This is a genomic window from Streptomyces sp. NBC_01478 (assembly GCF_036227225.1).
GTDB lineage: Bacteria > Actinomycetota > Actinomycetes > Streptomycetales > Streptomycetaceae > Streptomyces.
Map to the genome: position 1 here is coordinate 7,434,603 of NZ_CP109444.1, position 15,488 is coordinate 7,450,090.

Below are 15,488 nucleotides of genomic sequence, written 5' to 3' on the forward strand. Positions count from 1 at the left end.
TCCGATTCCCTTTCCCTTTCCCTTTCCCTATCTCGCTCTAGCGGCCAAGGGCCGTGGTGACGACGGCGTCCACCCTCGCCCCCAGCTTGGTGTCGTCCTCCTCCGTCCAGGCCCGGGTGACGTGTCCGTCCGGGCGGATCAGGGCGGCGCGTACGTCCGCCCAGGCGGGCCGGGTCCGGTCGGGCGCACCGGTGTGCACGGTGATCCGCCGCTGAGCGCGGTCGGCGAGCGCGCCGTCCTCCGTGAGGTCGAGCAGGACGTACGAGTCCGCCCGCAGCGCGCCGAACAGCGTGCCGTCCGTGCTGGTCAGGGGGAGATCGGGGGCGCGGGTGCCGGTCACCGGGTGGGCCGTGGGGTCGGTGCTCGGGTAGGCGACGTCGAGCGCGGTCAGGCGGCCGGCCAGTACGTCGCTGAACTCCCGTGACGCGGGGACCATCCGGCTCAGCAGGTCCCGCAGGGCGAGCCCCTCGGGCGAGAAGGCGTGGAACAGGTAGGTCTGCGCGCGGCTGTGCTCCATCAACTGCTCGCCGACCGGGTAGCGGTCGGTGTGGTAGCTGTCCAGCAGCCCGTCCGGGGCCCAGCCGTCGATCGTCGCGGCCAGCTTCCAGCCGAGGTTGAAGGCGTCCTGGAAACCGACGTTCATGCCGACACCGCCGGTGGGGAAGTGCTGGTGGGCGGCGTCGCCCGCGAGGACGACGCGGCCACGCCGGTAGTGGGTGGCGAGCCGGGTGGCGTTGCCGTAGCGGGAGAGCCAGGACGGGTCGCGCATGCCGAAGTCGTCGCCGGCGATGTCGACGACCTTCTCCCGCAGTTCGTCCAGCGTGAAGTCGCCGGGCCACTCGGTGGTCACGCTGTCGGGGCTGGTGCCCGCGATCCGCCACCGGTTGTCGGGCAGCGGCACGACCATCAGCCCGCCGCGCTCGTTGAAGCGGTTGAAACCGGGCGCCGGCGGATTGTCGAAGAGGACGTCACCGAGCCAGCCGAGACAGGTCGAGGACGTGCCGGGGAACTCGATCCCGGCGACCTCGCGCACGGTGCTCCTGGTCCCGTCGCAGCCCGCGATGTACTCCGCCTCGATCTCGTACGGCCCCTCGGGCCCCTCCACCCGCACGGTCACCGAGTCCGCGTGCTCGGTGAAGCCGGCGACGCGGTGCCCGCGCCGGACGGTGGCGCCGAGCCCGCGGGCGTACTCCTCGAAGAGCGCCTCGGTGCGGGCCTGCGGGATGAAGAGGGTGTACGGGAACGGGGTGTCCAGGACGGAGAAGTCGAGCCGGTTGGACAGGTTGGCGAAGTGGCCCGTGGAGATCTTCAGGCTCTCGTCGAGGAAACGCTGGTGGATGCCCCGGGAGGCCAGCACCTCGACGCCGCGCGGGTGCACGGTGAGCGCCTTGGAGCGGTCGTCGATCTCGGTGCGGGTCTCCAGGACGGTGACGGAGATGTCGTTCAGCCGGAGTTCGGCGGCGAGCCAGAGGCCGACGGGGCCGCCTCCGGAGATGACCACCTGCTGCGATTCGATCCGCCGTGCCTGTCGTGCCTGCCCTGTTTCGACCTGTTGCGATGCCATGAGATCACCCATTTCTTGGTCGCTGACCTAGAGTCTTCGGGTGAAGTAAACTAGGTCAGTGACCAACAAGCAACAGAGCGACCGACTGGATCCGGCCACGGTGATCCGCGCAGGGCTGGACCTCCTGGACGAGAAGGGTCTGGACGCGGTGTCCACGCGCGCGGTCGCCGACCGGCTCGGCGTGCGGATCAACACCGTGCAGTGGCATGTGAAGACCAAGGCCCGGATGCTGGAGCTGATGGCGGACGCCGTACTCGGCGAGATCCCGCTCGCCGGCCTGCCGGAAGTCCCCGCCGAACGGGCCCGCGAACTGGCCCGCCGGTTCCGCCGCGCCCTGCTGTCCCATCGTGACGGCGCGGCCCTCGTGGTCGGCACGTACGCCGCCGAGCCCATGACGCTGTCCTTCGCGGAGAGCCTGGTCGAGGCGTTGCTGGCGTGCGGCCTGGGTGATCGCGAGGCCGCGTGGACCTCGTGGGCGGTCGTCTACTTCGCCCTGGGGCTCACCCAGGAGGAACAGGCCGTGGATCACCGCCCGTTGGGCGACATCCTGGCGCGCGCGATCTCCCCGGCGACGCACCCCGCGCTGCATCGCGTGGCCGGGCATCTCGCGCCCGGATCGTTCGAGGAGCGCTACGAGTTCGGGGTGGAGGCGCTGCTCGCCGGGCGGTGAGGAGCCGGACCGAGGGCTTCAGTGGACGGACTTCAGCGCGCTCTCGACGCCGGCCACGACCGTACGTGCCTGGTGTTCCACCTGGTGGTGGACGGGTACCCAGCGCACCCGCAGCGCCTCCTCGGCGTCCGCGCACCATGCGGTGAACAGCCCGTCCAGCTCGCGGTAGAGCGTCGGGGCGGCCCGGTCGTCCGATGCGCGCAGGAGCCGTAGCAGAAGGCCGGCCGCGCGGATCGGCTGGCGGCGGGCCACGATGTTCAGGGCCGAGACCTGGGCCGTCGTCAATCGTCGCGGGTCGTCGGCGGACTGGCGGGCGAGTGGTTCCCAGGAGGTGGCGACCATGTCGTAGAGGCCGGCGGCCATCCACTCCAGTACGCGTCTGAGCGGGTCGTCCTGGGGTGCGGGCAGGAAGGCGCGTGCCTTTTCGAGTACGGCGGTCACCTGGCGTCCGCCGGTCAGGACCAGGTCGGCCAGGTCGCGGAGCGCGCGTCCGGCCTCCGGGTACGGGGTCAGGTCCTGGGCCAAGTCGCTTGCCCACATGGGGACTTCGACGATCGCGGTGACACCGCCGTACCGCAGGGGTGCGCACCAGGTGGACGCCCCGATGTTCTCCGAACCGGCCGCCAGGCGTGCGGTGCCGTCCGGCGGGGGCAGGACGTAGACGGCGGGGCTGGGGTTCTCCCAGAACAGGGCGTCGTACGTGCCGTGTTGGAGGGGGATGCCGAGTTCCGCGGCGGATCTCCGGAAGGGCGTGGCCAGTTCGGGGAGGTCGCGGGTCAACTGGACCCAGCTACCGCCCACATCGGTGCTGTGCAGGGAGCACTGGAGGAACGGGCGCAGCTCGTCGATGAGCTCGAACAGGGCCTGGCTCTCCGGGAGTTGGCTGGAGACGATCGGTGCCCATTCCGGTTGCTCCGCGGCGATCGGGCGGTAGGTGGCGCGGTAGTAGCTCCGGAGGGTGGGGGTGGTGGGGTCGGCCGTGGCCCCCTCGGCTCCGGCCTCGCTCAGGGCGGCGCCGTCCGGGTCGAGGCACAGGACGATGTCCCAGGTGACGAGGGCGGGGTCGGTCGCCGTGGACAGGCGGTCGCCGCGTGCCACCTGCTCCGCGAGCACGAGCGCGGTCGCGCCGCCGACCGGCTCGTCGGGGTGCGGTCCGGCGACCACGAGGACGTGGTGCGGTCCGTGTCCCACGGACAGCAGCAGGAGCGGGCGGCCCGCGCGGGACGTACCGATCCGGCGCAGTCGGCAGGCTCCGGGGTGCCGGGAGACCAGGTGCCGCGCCGCCTCGGTGACCTCGGCGACGGTGGGGTAACGGTTCGTCATGCGAGCCATCGTGTAAGTCGTGTGACGGTTGTCAATGACGCCCCAGGGAGCCTCGACCGCAAGATCGAGGCATTCTTCGAAACATTCGAGCGAAATCATTCGACGGCTGGATCTCAATCTCCCGCTATTTGTTGGGAGTTCTCCGCCGTGAATCGTTCCATGTGGTGTGTGAGCTGCGGAATTCGATGAGATGCCTGGCGTTGAGAGGCAGCGAATATTTCGTTCTCGACACCGAAACTATTGACAGTTGACAGGGGCAGGCCAACACTGACGCCGTCGTGACCGTGTTGCCACCAGGACGAGGAGGAAACACCCCCATGAAAAAGGCACCCGCACTGCTGCTGGCCTTCCTGGCGATGATGACCCTGCCCGGCACCGCCCGTGCCGACACGGTCGTCACCACGAACCAGACCGGTACCAACAACGGCTACTACTACTCGTTCTGGACCGACTCCCAAGGGTCGGTCTCCATGAATCTCGGCTCCGGCGGCGCCTACGGCACCACGTGGAGCAACACCGGAAACTTCGTCGCGGGCAAGGGCTGGAGCACCGGCGGCCGCCGGAGCGTGACGTACTCGGGGACCTTCACCCCGTCCGGCAACGGCTATCTGTCGCTCTACGGCTGGACGTCGAGCCCGCTCGTCGAGTACTACGTCGTCGACAACTGGGGCACCTACCGGCCCACGGGCACGTACAAGGGCACCGTCACCAGTGACGGCGGGACGTACGACATCTACAAGACGACGCGGTACAACGCCCCCTCCGTGGAAGGCACCAAGACCTTCGACCAGTACTGGAGCGTCCGGCAGACGAAGCGCACCGGCGGCACCATCACCACCGGCAACCACTTCGACGCCTGGGCCCGCGCCGGAATGCCGCTCGGCGCCTTCCGCTACTACATGATCCTCGCGACCGAGGGCTACCAGAGCAGCGGCAGATCCAGCATCACCGTGAGCTGACCACCCCCCAACTCCCGATGCCGGAGGAGCACTTCACATGAAACCCGCATCGTTACGACCCCTGGTCACCCGGCAGGTCACCGGGCTGGCCGTCCTCGCCCTGGCCGCCGCCGGCACCCTCGCCGTCGGCGTGAACACCCCTGCGCGGGCCGCCACTTGCGGCGGCTACGTCGGGCTCACCTTCGACGACGGCCCGTCCGGCAACACACCCACCCTCCTCAACGCGCTGAAGCAGAACGGTCTTCGGGCCACGATGTTCAACGAGGGCCAGTACGCGGCCACTTACCCCGCGCAGGTCAAGGCGCAGGTCACCGCCGGGATGTGGGTCGGCAACCACAGCTACACCCACCCGCACCTCACCCAGCAGACCCAGGCGACGATCGACTCGGAGATCGCCCGCACCCAGCGGGCCGTCGCGGCCGCGGGCGGCGGCACCCCCAGGCTCTTCCGCCCGCCGTACGGCGAGACCAACGCGACGGTGAAGGCCGTAGCGACGAAGTACGGTCTGACGCAGATCATCTGGGACGTCGACTCGCAGGACTGGAACGGCGCGAGCGCCGACGCGATCGTCGCGGCGGCCGGCCGGCTCACCAACGGCCAGATCATCCTCATGCACGACTGGCCGGCCAACACGGTCACGGCGATCCCGCGCATCGCGCAAGGGCTGGCGGCCCGTGGTCTGTGCGCCGGGATGATCTCGCCGCAGACGGGGCGAGCGGTCGCCCCCGGATAGCGGCCGCCGCGCCGCCCGTACCACCCCCGTACCCCTCTGGCCAGGGTATTGACCTGCGCTTTCAGGTTGTGTTCAGGCTCGGAGGGGTCTCGGGCAACTCATGCACCGGAAGCCCCAAAGCTCTGGCAAAGGGGTCTGGGGCAACCGCCGTTCGCCGTGTCATCGTGCCTGCCATGACGACGGATCACCTCACTCACGACCGGCCTTCGCGCCGCATCCGGCACGCGGCGAGCAAGGTGCCGGAGGTGACCGTCTACTTCTGGATCATCAAGGTGCTGACGACCGGCATGGGGGAGACCGCCTCCGACTTCCTGGCCCATGCGTTCGGCCCGATCCCCGCCGTCGGGCTCGGCGGCATCGCCCTGGTGGCCGCCCTGGCCGCGCAGTTCGCCGTCCGGCGGTACGTGGCCTGGATCTACTGGACGGCGATCGTCATGGTCAGCGTGTTCGGCACGATGGCCGCCGACGTCCTGCACGTCGGCCTCGGAGTGCCGTACGCGCTCTCCACGCCGTTCTTCCTGGCCGTGCTGGCCGCCGTCTTCGCCCTCTGGTACCGCAGCGAGGGCACCCTGTCGATCCACAGCATCCACACCCGGCGCCGCGAGGTCTTCTACTGGGCCACCGTGCTCGCCACGTTCGCGCTGGGCACGGCCTGCGGGGACCTCACGGCCACGATCGGCCTGGGCTATCTGGGCTCCGCCTTCCTGTACGGCGCCGCGATCGCGGTTCCGGCCCTCGCGCACCGGTGGGGCGGGCTGAACGCGGTGGCCGCGTTCTGGGCGGCGTACGTCCTCACCCGCCCGCTCGGCGCCTCCGTCGCCGACTGGATGGCCGTCGGTCACCAACGGGGCGGTCTCGACTGGGGACTTGGGCCGGTCACGCTCGCCTGGACGGTGGCCATCCTCGGCTTCGTCGGCTACCTCGCCGTCTCCCGCAAGGACGTACGGCACGACGCCCTGGCGTGAGATCGACGCGGACGCCGCCGGATGCCTGGTGGGCGCGGACGGTGACCGTGGTGACGGCGTAGCGGCAGGCGTTGGCGAGGAGCGGGCTGACGACGCGTCCGAGGGGGGCGGGCGGGACTCCGGCCACGAGGTGCGGGCCGTCCGCCGTGACCGTCAAGTGCCTTGGTGCGTACGGCACTTCGGTCAGCGCGCGCAGTACCGGCAGCACCTCGGCCGTGCCCGGTGCGGTGAGGGTGCCGGCGCGGGGGCGGGCCTGCCACCAGTGGCCTGGTCGGTCATCGTGCGGACGGGGCGCAGCGCGCGGCCGACCGCCGGCCGGGTCGGGGCGTAGGTGCAGGCGAGCATGAGGGCGTCCAGGGCGAGCGACCCCAGGAGCAGGGTGTCGGCCGAACTCCGGTACGGGGAGAGGTCAAGCGCGGTGAAGACGGTGGCCCGGCTCCCCGACCCGGGGACCGGCTGCGTGCAGAGCCGTAGGAGACGCCGGACCGTGGCGGTGACGCACCGCCGGCCGCGTGGGTCAACCGGCCTGCGGCGGGCGGCTGTTCCAGCAGATGCCGGCCGGCGTAGATCCAGACGTTGGTGTCGAGGGCGCGTCGTTCGCACTCTCCAGGACCCGCACCCTCGTGCCCCTGGTGTCGACGGCCGTCGCGACGGCGGCGGCGCGGGTGCGCAGCTCGTCGTCCGCCTGGTGCTGGAGGCGGTACCGGGCAACGGAGTTGAACGCCCCGGTGAGGACCGGCATCAGCAGCGCGACGAGGGAGAGTCGGCCGCGGAGAGCGCGGGGTGCCAGGCGGTTCCGGGCGGAGGTTCCGGACGGAGGCCGTGGAGGGCCCGGGCCGGCGGCGGACCCCGTTCACGACAGCCGGTGTCCGACCCCGCGGGCCGTGCCGATCGTGCGGGTGCTGCCCGTCTCCCGGAGTTTTCGGCGCAGCCGGGTCAGGTACTGGTCGAGGGTGTTGTCGTGGACCTGGGCGCCTTCGGGCCAGCCCGCGCGGATCAGTTCGCGGCGGGTGACGATGCCGCCGGAGGCCGCCATGAGCGTGGCCAGGAGGCGGAACTCGGTCGGCGTCAGGTCGACCCGGGTGTCGCGGACGTCGACCGTGTGCCGGACGGCGTCCAGGGCCAGGTCTCCCGCCGTGGCGGTGGGCGGTGGCGCCGCCCGTCTGAGGGCCGCCCGCAGGCGGGCGGCGAGTTCGGCGAGGTGGAACGGCTTGGGCAGATAGTCGTCGCCCCCGGCGGAGAACCCGGACAGCCGGTCGGGCAGCCGGTGATGCGCGCTGAGGAAGATGACCGGGGAGCGGAATCCGTTCGCCCGCATCGCCTGGCACACGTCCCGCCCGTCGGCGTCGGGCAGTCCGATGTCGAGTACGGCGGCGGAGACGTCGGCGGTGGCCAGGCGCAGGGCGGTCGCGCCGTCCGGGGCCGGGACGGTGTCGTAGTCCTCGTCCCGCAGCCCGCGCATCAGCACGTCCCGCAGGGCGTGATCGTCCTCGACGACCAGGATGGTCCGGCGCATGGTCCTCCCTGACTCCGCCGACGTACGGTGACTACAATCCTGTAGACGGTCTACGGAACTGTAGACGATGCCGGTGCGGGAGCGCGCCGTACGGCGGTCAGGATGTGTTCAGGTGTCCACGACGGTCGGCGAGACCGCGGCCGACCTGCTGAACGAGAAGGCCGGCCCGGGCCTGACCGGCGTGCCGCTGGAGACGAGCACCGCGGTGTTCGCCGTCGCCCTCGTGGCCGTGTTCGTGGTCCGGTACCGGCGGGAGGGCACGCTGTCCGTCCACAGCGTCGACACCATCGGCCGCGAGGCCTGCTACTGGCTCGCCGTGCTGTTCACCTTCGCGTTGGGCACCGCCGCCTGCGACCTGGTCTCCGAGCGGATGAACCTCGGCTACCGGCTGTCCGGCGTCCTGTTCGCCCTGGCCATCGGGGCGGTCGCGGTCGCCCACTTCGCCCTCGGCCTGGACGCGGTGCGCGGCTTCTGGATCGCCTGCGTCCTCACCCGCCCGCCGGGCGCCTCGTCGGCGACTACCTTTCCCGGCCGACCGGCGACGGCGGCCTCGGCTTCGGCACCGTCGTCACGAGCGTGCTGTTCCTGGCGGTCGTCCTCGGACCGGTGGTGTACCTCGGGGCGACCCGCAGGGACGTCATCGACCGAAGGCCGTCATGATCGCCGGAGTCAGGGGGTGCCCGGCGAGGACGAGGCGGACGGCGTCGAGGGGGGCGCGGCACGCGTAGTAGTCCTCGAAGTAGGCCTGGATGAACTCCGGGGAGCGGTCGGTGAGGAGGCGGAAGAGGTGGGCGGCGCCGTCCGGGTCCGTGCGTCCGGCCGGGAAGTCGATGGCCGAGCCGGTGCGCCAGGCGGTGTCGCCGGTCTCGCGCCACAGGCAGACGGTGACCGGAACGCCGCCGATGTCCTCGTCGTGGAAGGCGGGGTCGTGCAGCAACGGGAGCAGTACGGCGGGTACTTCGTCGACGACACCGGGCCAGACCTCCCCGTCGTCCGTGCCGTACGGGCTCATCTCCGACTCGTGGTCGAAGCCGCGTACGAGCACGCCGGCCGGGGAGAAGGAGACGGAGAACTCGTCCCCGGAGCCGTTGTCCATCAAGGCCGCGTCCACGCCAGGGCCCCAGTCCAGGTCGAAGACGTACTCGCAGGACAGCGGATCGCCGCCGATCAAGGCGTCCAGGAAGGCCAACGCCTGAAGATGGACGTGGAGTTCGGCGGGGTCGGGGAGGAGGGCGGCGACCTCGTGCACGGTGCTCATGACGTCATGAAAGCAGCCGCCACCGACAATCCGGCCCCCACTACCCGGTGACCCCGGGCAGCCGGATCTCCGCCTCGGCCAGCAACCGCCGCTCCTCACCCGTGAACGTCGGCCCGTCGAGCTGCGGCCGCGGCGGTCCCATGAGCGCCGCCGCGAGGACACCCGGCCGGAGCAGGGCCGTGCCGGGGGACTGGAGGGTCAGGACGTCCGTCATCGCGGTGGCCACGTGGTACGAGCCCGTGGCGGTGTGGGAGAGGCGGCTGACGTAGCGCTGGAGGAGGCGGTCGGCGGTGTTCGCGCTCTTGCCCTCTGTCGTCGCGTAGTGGATGTCCTGGCCCACGGCGAGACTCCAGGCGAGTTCGACAGGGCCCGCGACGGCCCGTTGCGCCTTGCGGGACAGGCCGTTGGTGAGGCCCAGGGAGGACAGTTGGGTGCGCAGTGCCACGGCGCCCAGGGCCGCCACCGACATGCCGTGGCCGTACACCGGGTTGAACGCGGCCACCGAGTCGCCCAGCGCCACCAGGCCCTCCGGCCAGGACGTGAGCCGTTCGTAGTAGTAGCGGCGGTTGACCGTGCTGTGGGTGACGGCGACGTCGGTGAGCGGCTCGGCGTGGGCCAGGAGGTCGGCGATGACGGGGTGGCGGAGCGTGCGGGCGTACGGCTCGAACTCGGCCGCCTCGCGGGTGGGTTGGGCACCCGGGGTGCCGATCAGGCTGACGTGCCAGCGGCCGTCCTCGATCGGGACGATGCCGCCGGTCCGGCCGGGTTCGCCCGTCCGCGGGTCGGCCTGGACGCTGATCACGGGCCAGTTGCGGGTGGGGACAGGGGCGCGGTAGACGCGGCTGGCGTACGCGATACCGGAGTCGATGCGGTCCTGGGCCAGGCCGGAGACGCCCAACTCGGCCAGCCACTGCGGAGTGCGCGCCGCCTTCCCGGAGGCGTCGACGACGAGATCCGCGGTCAGGTCGCTCTCGGTGCCGTCCGCCGCGCGCAGCCGTACGCCGGTGACGCGGCGCGAACTCCCCAGCAGGGCTGTGACCTTGGTGTGCGGGCGCACCCTGACGCGCGGGTCCTTCAGCACCTGCCCGCGGACGACGGAGTCCGTGAGGTCGCGGCTCGCGGTGATCAGATAGTGGCTGTCCCGCTGCCAGCGCCGGTACCAGCCCTCGGGCGAGCAGATCAGCATGTTCGTCGTCATGGGCACCCGGTGGGCGCCGGCGGCCAGCAACTCCTTGACCGTGCCCGGCAGCAGCTCCTCGATCGCGTTCGCCCCACCGGACAACAGGACGTGGAAATGCGCCGCTTGGGGAACACCGGGGCGTGCCTCGGGCCCCTCGGGCAGGTCGTGCGCCTCGATGATCTCGACGCTGTCCACGTGGTCCCGGACGGCGGCAGCGGCGAGCATGCCGGCGAGGCTGCCTCCGACGACGACGGCGCGGGTGGACATCCGGTGCGGTGATTCCGTCATGAGGTGAAGATAACAATCCCAACTTTCCGAGCAGGCGGGGAAGTTGACCGTCGCCCCCCGCCCGTCACGCACCGTCGAGCAGCGACGCGAGCCCCCGGTCCAGCGACGGCCCCAGGGCCTCCCGGCCCGGTTCGGTCACCCGGTACGTGCGGCGCAGGAAGTGGTGCAGCGCGACCGTGTCGAAGCGGATCATCGCGATGCCCTCCGCCGAGTGGAACTCGACGGCCGTGTGGGCGGGGCCGTACGGCCTGATGTGCACGTTGCCCATCCCTGCGGGGGTGTCGAGGCCCTCCTCCAGCAGCGCCCGGGCGAAGGTCCACGTCACCTTCTTGCCGTCGAGCGATATCCAGGCGGGGAACAGGAGTTGTACGGCGAAGGGGTCACCGGAGGAGTAGCGCAGCGTGACCGTCACGGCCAACTCCTGGTCGTCGTCGGCGAGCAGGCGGGCGCCGGTGGGCTGTTCCAGGGTGACGGGGCTCATGGGCGGTCTCCGATTCAGGGCGGGGCGGCGGCCGTTGTGCCGACACACCCTCCTTGATCACCCGGAGGGGCCTTTGATTACGCCGTTGCGCACACCACTTCATGTGACGTGTGTCACCTTATGGAACGACTGCAACTTTAATTGAAAGTTTTGCCATCTAGGGTACAAACCCTTCCCCGCCCCGCCTGGCAACTGGAGCGTTGCTGCCATGAACGACGGTCCCACCGCCGAGTACGCCCGGATCTACGAGGAGCAGCAGCCGCGCCTCGTCGCCTACGCCCGCTCGCTCACCCGGAACGCCTGGGTCGCCGAAGACCTCGTCGCCGAGGCGCACTTCAGGGTGTGGCGCAGGCTGTCCGCCGGGCACGAGATCGACAACGTACCGGCGTACCTCATGACCACCGTGAAGCACCTCGCGACCGCCGCGGGGAGCGCCGCACGCGAGACCCCGCTCGATCCGCAGGTCGGCGAGCGGGTCGGCGCGCAGCAGGCGCACGCCGAGGTCCATGGCGGCGACCCGGCCGAGCAGGTGTCCTCGACAGACCTGCTGGTGCGGGTTCTTGAGCAGTTGCCCGAGCGGTGGGTGAAGGCGTTGTGGCTGGCCGAGGCGGAGGGTCTGCCGCTGGCGGCGATCGGCCCCCAGCTCGGCACCAAGCAGGGCGCGACGGCCGTCCTGCTGCACCGCGCGCGCGAAGGCATGCGGCAGGCGTTCCTGCGCGCCCAGACCGGCGCCCCGGACGATCCCGCGTGCCAGGTCCACTGGGCCCGTATGCCCGCGTACGTGCGCGGCGGCGCCACCGAGCGACAGTCCGAACGGCTCCTCGGCCACGTCGACGCGTGCGACGACTGCCGGGCCCGCCTCGCGGCCCTGATGCGCGCCAACGACCGGCTGCCCGCGCTCGTGGCACCGGCCCTGCTGGTGTTCGTGCTCGGCGGCGCGGGCAAGTTCCTGCTGGCGTTCGGCGCGGGGTCCGCGGGCGCGGCCACCGCGGCGGCCGGCGGCCATGGCGGCGGGTTGCTGCACGGCGTACGGCATGCGGCGGTCGGCGCCTCCAAGACGCAGGTGGCCGCCGCGGTCGGCGCGGCCGTGGCGGGCGCCGTCGCGGTGCTCGTCGTCCTCGGCGGCGGCGACGCCACGGAGGTCCCGGTCGCGAAGGGCCCGGTCGCCGAAGTCCCGGTCTCCCAGGCCCCGGTGGCGTCCCAGCCACGGACGAGCAAGCCCTCGAAGACACCGGCCGACGGTGACGGTTCCACGACCCCCGCGCCGGACGGCGGGACAAGTGCCGTGTCCCCGGCCGCACTTGGCGTCACGGGCGGCGGGCCGACCGCCACACCGGTCGGTGGCGGCGGAACACCCGTTCCTACGGCCCCTGTCGAGACACCGCCGGTGACCACGGAGCCGATACCTGCCCCGCCGGTGACCACGGAGCCGATACCCGACCCGCCGGTGACCACGGAGCCGATACCCGACCCGCCGGTGACCACCGAACCGGTTCCTGTTCCGCCGGTGAAAGTGACGCCGGAGCCGACTCCGACACCGCCGGTGGTCACGGAGCCGGAGCCGACACCCACGGAGCCGACCTATCCGGAACCGACTCCGACGGAACCGACTCCCACGGAATCGACTCCCGCCGAGCCGACTCCCAGTGAGCCGACCCCGACGGAGTCGACCCCCGCGAACCCGGCTCCTGGCGACCCCGTGAAGGAGACTCCGGAGCCGACGACCCCGGAACCCACCACTCCCGAGCCGACCACTCCCGAGCCCACGACCCCGGAGCCCACGACCCCGTCCGTACCGTCGCCCGAGCCGTCCACCGAAGCCCCGACCCCCGCCGATCCCACGCCTGTTGAGACCCCGCCCTGTGGCCGGGCGGGCGAGCCGGCGGTCGAGGGGGATCAGCCGATCGCGTAGGCGCGGTAGACCGTCTCGACCGAGGTGCCGCCGGCCGAGTCGGTCACCTGGGAGCGCAGGGCGACCGCGCCGGAGGCCGGGTTGTGCACGGCGGCCTTCCAGGCGGACCCGGAGCGGGTGACGGAGACGGCCTTCCAGGTCGTGCCGCCGTCCGAAGACGCCCAGACCTTCAGGGACTTGACCGTCGACTTGGTGAACTTGACGTCGGGGCCCTGGGATCCGCGGCCCGCGCCGACGGTGACCGACGTGGTGCTGTTCGCCTTCGCCCGGTTGCGGCTGTCGAGGCCGGCGGGCAGGAAGCGGGTCATGAAGACGGGCGCGACCACCGACTTGGCCGGGTCGGCCTTGAACCGCCAGTCGAGGGTGACGCGCGACGACAGCATGCCGGACGGGAAGGTGATGCCCGGACGGTAGCGGTGGGCGTCCACGGTCAGCCGGTAGGTGCCGGCCGAGCGGATGCGGGCGGCGAACGAGGCGTCGGAGGAACCCCAGTTGGTCAGGGTCTGCTTCTTGACGGTGGTGCTCCCCTTGGACAGGACCACCGTCTCCTTCGTCGGATCGGCGCCCCAGACACCCACGTCGGGGTCGCCGATCAGCGCGTCCGGGATGAAGTTCACGGACTTCTGCCAGACGAAGGGCAGGTAGTGCATCGGGCTCCACACCGCCCGCCCGAACGACTGGGTGAAGCTCTGCCCCGCCTTCAGCGTCCTGGTCGCCGGGAAACCACCGCTGACGACATCGCCGTTGTTCGCGATCACGTCGTCGCGCGGCTGCCAGGTCCCGGGTGTCACATGGACCGTGGTGCTGAACGGCGCGCTGTCGTCGGTGACGTTGGCGTACAGGTCGGTCGTGCAGTCGTCGACCTTGGGCGCGGCCTGGAGGGCGGTGTCGTTCTGGGTGCCGATCTGCGTCCCGGCGCGCACCGAGAAGCGAGCGTCGCCAGCTTCGACCGCTGGAACGAACCGCCGGGCGCGGCCGGGATACCGGTCGTCTTCTTGACCGCGACGTAGCTGTCGTTGCCCGACCACTGCGCCATGTACGCGAACTGGAGCAGCTTGGAGGAGTTGGGGATCGCGTAGAGGGACCCCGCGTCGTTCCAGCCGCCCGCGCTGTACGCCGAGGGCATGTCCATGTTGGCGGCACACACCTGTGCGCTGATCCGGGCCGGTCCGGCCACATCGGCCGGCGTGTCCAGCGACACCTTCACGGCCTTGCCCTTACGGGCGTCCAGCGTCACGGACTTGGCCCCCGACACCGACACGACCTGCGCGCCGATGGTGTCGGTGCCCAGACCGTCCGTGGCGCTCTCGTAGATGTCGGTCATCGCGAGGTACCGGCCCGCCGGCAGACTGAGCCGCTTGCCCGACGCGACGGTACGGGTCTCACCGGACGGGACGGCGACGACGGTCACCGTCGTCGCCACCTTGGCGCCGTGCCGCCCCAGCGTGGTCACGGTCAACGATCCCGACGCCGCCTGCGCGGTGGCGGCGGGTACGAACAGCGGCGCGAGCATGGCCACGCCGACGAAAGCGAACGGTATGCGTCTTGTACGTCCGACACGTGCTGCGCTCATGACTACCCCCTAAAGACCCCGTCAGAGGCCCGGACAAAGACCCCGACTCCCCAAAGCCGACTCATGGTAGCCACGCGCCTCACCCGCCACTCATGACCCCCCGGCAAGCCTCCGCGTACGCCCTCACCAGCGGCCTTCCGCCGTCCTCCCGCCGCCACGCCAGGGCGTAACGGCTCGGCGAAACGCCGTGCACCGGGCGGGTGATGACACCGCCGAGGGTGATCAGGTGGGCGTTGCCCGTGGCCACCAGGCAGATGCCGAGACCGGCGGCCAGCGCCTCGTACGTCTCCTCCGTGCCCGCGATCTCCGCACCGACGCGCGGTGCCCGGCCGCCACGTTCGTCGAGGGCGAGCCAGTAGTCCCGCAGGGGGCCCGCGCTGGACGGCAGGGCGAGGAACGGCTCGTCGACGAGGTCCGCGAAGTCGACCTCGGTGCGGGCGGCCAGCGGATGGGACTCCGGGAGCGCGACCAGGCGGGGTTCCTCGGCGACCACCGTCCAGCCGTAGCGCTCCGGGTCGGGCAGCGGCAGCCAGACGAAGGCGACGTCCGTGTCCCCGTCCGCGAGACCGGCCGTCGGATCGTCCCAGCTCACCTGCCGCAGCCGTACGACCGCCTCCGGGCGCGCGGCCGTGAAGCGGGAGCGGATCGCGGGCAGCAGGCCGCCCCGGCCCGGGCTGGTGCTCATGCCGACCACCAGGGTGCCGCGCTCGGCCGCACCGACCTCCGCCAGCGCGGACGCGCCCTCCGCCCAGACCGCCAACACCCGCTCCGCGTACGGCAGGAGGGCCGCACCGGCCGCGGTGAGCGCGACGCCCTGCCGGTCGCGGCGGAACAGTTCGGTGCCCAACTGCCGCTCCAGCGCCCGGATCTGCTTGCTCAGCGCGGGCTGCGACACGTACAACCGCTCGGCCGCGCGCGTGAAGTGCAGCTCCTCGGCGACCGCGACGAAGTAGCGCAGGTCCCGCACATGGACGTCCGTCGTCATAGCCATCGGTTATGAGCTTAGGTCTTGGACGGGTCGTCGGGGGCGGGAGCAGGCTGGTCCGCAGATGGGCACCACGGGATT

General features: G+C 71.4%; 13 protein-coding genes and 2 pseudogenes. 6 read left to right on the top strand and 9 right to left on the bottom strand.

The genetic code is table 11. The features are described from left to right. Positions 1 to 37: 37 nt before the first annotated feature. The gene (locus OG223_RS33810) at positions 38 to 1,564 is read right to left on the bottom strand and encodes an FAD-dependent monooxygenase (RefSeq protein ID WP_329256675.1); all 1,527 of its coding nucleotides are present in this window, start codon (positions 1,562 to 1,564) and stop codon (positions 38 to 40) included. 58 nt (positions 1,565 to 1,622) lie between these two features. Here OG223_RS33810 and OG223_RS33815 point away from each other — a divergent pair, with 58 nt between their 5' ends. Further along, positions 1,623 to 2,234 carry a TetR/AcrR family transcriptional regulator C-terminal domain-containing protein gene (locus OG223_RS33815; protein ID WP_329256679.1) on the top strand — a complete coding sequence of 204 codons (612 nt, stop codon included), beginning with the start codon at positions 1,623 to 1,625 and terminating at the stop codon, positions 2,232 to 2,234. An 18-nt stretch (positions 2,235 to 2,252) separates the two neighbouring features. Here OG223_RS33815 and OG223_RS33820 read toward each other — a convergent pair whose 3' ends face one another. Further along, on the bottom strand, positions 2,253 to 3,557 hold the full coding sequence (locus OG223_RS33820; RefSeq protein WP_329256684.1) for a M14 family zinc carboxypeptidase: 1,305 nt from the start codon (positions 3,555 to 3,557) through the stop codon (positions 2,253 to 2,255). A gap of 317 nt (positions 3,558 to 3,874) precedes the next feature. Between OG223_RS33820 and OG223_RS33825 the strand changes: the two genes are divergently transcribed. The 3 genes from OG223_RS33825 (at position 3,875) to OG223_RS33835 (ending at position 6,214) form a co-directional block, all read left to right on the top strand. Next, entirely contained in the window at positions 3,875 to 4,516 is a 642-nt protein-coding gene (locus tag OG223_RS33825; RefSeq protein ID WP_329256687.1) for a glycoside hydrolase family 11 protein, read from the top strand. A gap of 37 nt (positions 4,517 to 4,553) precedes the next feature. After that, on the top strand, positions 4,554 to 5,249 hold the full coding sequence (locus OG223_RS33830) for a polysaccharide deacetylase family protein (protein ID WP_329256690.1): 696 nt from the start codon (positions 4,554 to 4,556) through the stop codon (positions 5,247 to 5,249). Positions 5,250 to 5,422: 173 nt separating this feature from the next. Beyond that, a complete protein-coding gene (locus OG223_RS33835; RefSeq protein WP_329256692.1) occupies positions 5,423 to 6,214 on the top strand; it encodes a COG4705 family protein in 792 nt (263 codons plus the stop codon). Here the strand turns inward: OG223_RS33835 and OG223_RS33840 are convergent. Next, positions 6,210 to 7,004 (bottom strand): annotated as a pseudogene (locus OG223_RS33840) (hypothetical protein); the annotation flags it as partial. The gene OG223_RS33835 and the pseudogene OG223_RS33840 sit on opposite strands and share 5 nt — an antisense overlap. A gap of 63 nt (positions 7,005 to 7,067) precedes the next feature. Continuing rightward, entirely contained in the window at positions 7,068 to 7,730 is a 663-nt protein-coding gene (locus OG223_RS33845; RefSeq protein ID WP_329256695.1) for a response regulator transcription factor, read from the bottom strand. Between the two features lie 118 nt (positions 7,731 to 7,848). On the opposite strand from OG223_RS33845, the pseudogene OG223_RS33850 reads away from it, so the two are divergent. Further along, a pseudogene (locus OG223_RS33850) lies at positions 7,849 to 8,390 on the top strand (hypothetical protein); the annotation flags it as partial. Here OG223_RS33850 and OG223_RS33855 read toward each other — a convergent pair. The 3 genes from OG223_RS33855 to OG223_RS33865 all read right to left on the bottom strand — a co-directional run bounded on the left by OG223_RS33855 (position 8,368) and on the right by OG223_RS33865 (position 10,937). After that, the gene (locus OG223_RS33855) at positions 8,368 to 8,988 is read right to left on the bottom strand and encodes a hypothetical protein (RefSeq protein WP_329256698.1); all 621 of its coding nucleotides are present in this window, start codon (positions 8,986 to 8,988) and stop codon (positions 8,368 to 8,370) included. The pseudogene OG223_RS33850 and the gene OG223_RS33855 sit on opposite strands and share 23 nt — an antisense overlap. A gap of 40 nt (positions 8,989 to 9,028) precedes the next feature. After that, entirely contained in the window at positions 9,029 to 10,456 is a 1,428-nt protein-coding gene (locus OG223_RS33860; protein WP_329256701.1) for an NAD(P)/FAD-dependent oxidoreductase, read from the bottom strand. Between the two features lie 64 nt (positions 10,457 to 10,520). Beyond that, complete coding sequence (locus OG223_RS33865; RefSeq protein WP_329256704.1) at positions 10,521 to 10,937, bottom strand: SsgA family sporulation/cell division regulator; 417 nt, start codon at positions 10,935 to 10,937, stop codon at positions 10,521 to 10,523. Positions 10,938 to 11,145: 208 nt separating this feature from the next. On the opposite strand from OG223_RS33865, the gene OG223_RS33870 reads away from it, so the two are divergent. Further along, complete coding sequence (locus OG223_RS33870; RefSeq protein ID WP_329256707.1) at positions 11,146 to 12,849, top strand: sigma-70 family RNA polymerase sigma factor; 1,704 nt, start codon at positions 11,146 to 11,148, stop codon at positions 12,847 to 12,849. On the opposite strand, the gene OG223_RS33875 is transcribed toward OG223_RS33870, so the two are convergent. Next, positions 12,834 to 13,772, bottom strand: a complete 939-nt coding sequence (locus tag OG223_RS33875) for a hypothetical protein (protein WP_329256710.1) — start codon at positions 13,770 to 13,772, stop codon at positions 12,834 to 12,836. The two genes, OG223_RS33870 and OG223_RS33875, sit on opposite strands and share 16 nt — an antisense overlap. A gap of 729 nt (positions 13,773 to 14,501) precedes the next feature. Then, entirely contained in the window at positions 14,502 to 15,413 is a 912-nt protein-coding gene (locus OG223_RS33880) for a LysR family transcriptional regulator (protein WP_329256713.1), read from the bottom strand. Positions 15,414 to 15,488 lie beyond the last annotated feature (75 nt).

Excerpts from the sequence above, each read along its gene's own strand:
- OG223_RS33810 (WP_329256675.1), bottom strand. The coding sequence starts at position 1,564 with ATGGCATCGCAACAGGTCGAAACAGGGCAGGCACGACAGGCACGGCGG.
- OG223_RS33820 (WP_329256684.1), bottom strand. The coding sequence starts at position 3,557 with ATGACGAACCGTTACCCCACCGTCGCCGAGGTCACCGAGGCGGCGCGG.
- OG223_RS33825 (WP_329256687.1), top strand. The coding sequence starts at position 3,875 with ATGAAAAAGGCACCCGCACTGCTGCTGGCCTTCCTGGCGATGATGACC.
- OG223_RS33830 (WP_329256690.1), top strand. The coding sequence starts at position 4,554 with ATGAAACCCGCATCGTTACGACCCCTGGTCACCCGGCAGGTCACCGGG.
- OG223_RS33835 (WP_329256692.1), top strand. The coding sequence starts at position 5,423 with ATGACGACGGATCACCTCACTCACGACCGGCCTTCGCGCCGCATCCGG.
- OG223_RS33845 (WP_329256695.1), bottom strand. The coding sequence starts at position 7,730 with ATGCGCCGGACCATCCTGGTCGTCGAGGACGATCACGCCCTGCGGGAC.
- OG223_RS33855 (WP_329256698.1), bottom strand. The coding sequence starts at position 8,988 with ATGAGCACCGTGCACGAGGTCGCCGCCCTCCTCCCCGACCCCGCCGAA.
- OG223_RS33860 (WP_329256701.1), bottom strand. The coding sequence starts at position 10,456 with ATGACGGAATCACCGCACCGGATGTCCACCCGCGCCGTCGTCGTCGGA.
- OG223_RS33865 (WP_329256704.1), bottom strand. The coding sequence starts at position 10,937 with ATGAGCCCCGTCACCCTGGAACAGCCCACCGGCGCCCGCCTGCTCGCC.
- OG223_RS33870 (WP_329256707.1), top strand. The coding sequence starts at position 11,146 with ATGAACGACGGTCCCACCGCCGAGTACGCCCGGATCTACGAGGAGCAG.
- OG223_RS33880 (WP_329256713.1), bottom strand. The coding sequence starts at position 15,413 with ATGGCTATGACGACGGACGTCCATGTGCGGGACCTGCGCTACTTCGTC.